The sequence below is a fragment of the Neisseria sp. P0021.S006 genome, from assembly GCF_051956895.1.
Genome location: NZ_JBQCWZ010000448.1, coordinates 1 through 1,131, shown reverse-complemented (window position 1 = coordinate 1,131; position 1,131 = coordinate 1). Strand labels below are relative to the sequence as shown.

General features: G+C 49.7%; 2 protein-coding genes. One reads left to right on the top strand and one right to left on the bottom strand.

What is annotated here, in order from left to right; all coding sequences use genetic code 11:
- The coding region (gene nagZ / locus ACTHUM_RS14900) for a beta-N-acetylhexosaminidase (RefSeq protein ID WP_440403278.1) at window positions 1-699 on the top strand (699 nt) is incomplete at its 5' end.
- A gap of 76 nt (window positions 700-775) precedes the next feature.
- On the opposite strand, the gene ACTHUM_RS14895 is transcribed toward nagZ, so the two are convergent.
- A partial coding sequence (locus ACTHUM_RS14895) for an amino acid ABC transporter permease (RefSeq protein ID WP_440403277.1) occupies window positions 776-1,131 on the bottom strand: 356 nt, incomplete at its 5' end.

The window sequence follows — 1,131 nt, the reverse complement described above, 5'->3', positions numbered from 1 at the left end:
GTATTGGATTTAGACTGGGGGCAATGCGCCGTCATCGGCAACCGCAGTTTCCACCGCGACGCCAACATCGTGACCCAGCTTGCCCTTGCCCTGCAAAAAGGCCTGAACAAAGGCGGCATGAAATCTTGCGGCAAACACTTCCCCGGCCACGGCTTTGTCGAAGGCGACAGCCATCACGTCCTGCCTTGCGACGAACGCAGCCGCGAAGGGCTCGAAGCCGCCGACCTTATCCCATTCCGAGCATTGAGCCAAGCAGGCATGGCCGCAGTCATGCCTGCCCACGTCGTATACCCGCAAATCGACAGTCAACCTGCCGGCTTCTCCGAAAAATGGCTGAAACAAATCCTGCGCCAAGAAATCGGATTTAACGGCGTTATCTTTTCAGACGACCTGACCATGGAAGGTGCATGTGGTGTCGGCGGTATTAAAGAACGCGCCCGCCTTTCTTTTGAAGCAGGCTGCGATATTGTACTGGTGTGCAACCGCCCTGACTTGGTAGATGAATTACGAGACGGTTTCCACGCACCGGCAAACGCTGACTTGGCAGCACGTTGGCAATACATGGCTAACACATTGACCGTACAAGAAGCTGCCGACATCATGGCAACCGAAGCATTCCAAGCCGCCCAACAAGCAACTGCCAAACTGGCAACTCCAAAAGACATCGCAGGCGGTGTCAAAGTCGGCGAAGCATTCTGATTCAAGGCCGTCTGAAACATTGACGGCAAATAAAAAAAGGAAGACTTGAAAAAGTCTTCCTTTTTTGTCTTCCTAATTAATGAAGTTTTACGTTATAGCGACGTTCCAAACGTAAGAATACCCATCCTAATACACTCGTCAATACAAGATAAATCAATGCAACCGTATAAAGTGGCTCTTGGAATATCGAATACTGACCTGTGATTGCTTTTTGAACAGACATAAGTTCAGGAACTGCAATAACAGACAGCAAAGAACTATCTTTCAAAAGTGTGATAAATTCACCTGCAAGTGGCGGCAACATACGGCGAAGAGCCTGAGGTAAAATCACATAACGCATCGCCTGGGTATAGGTCAGACCCAAAGAACGTGCGGCTTCCATTTGGCCTTTATCAATCGACTGGATACCGGCACGGAAAATCTCACAAACAT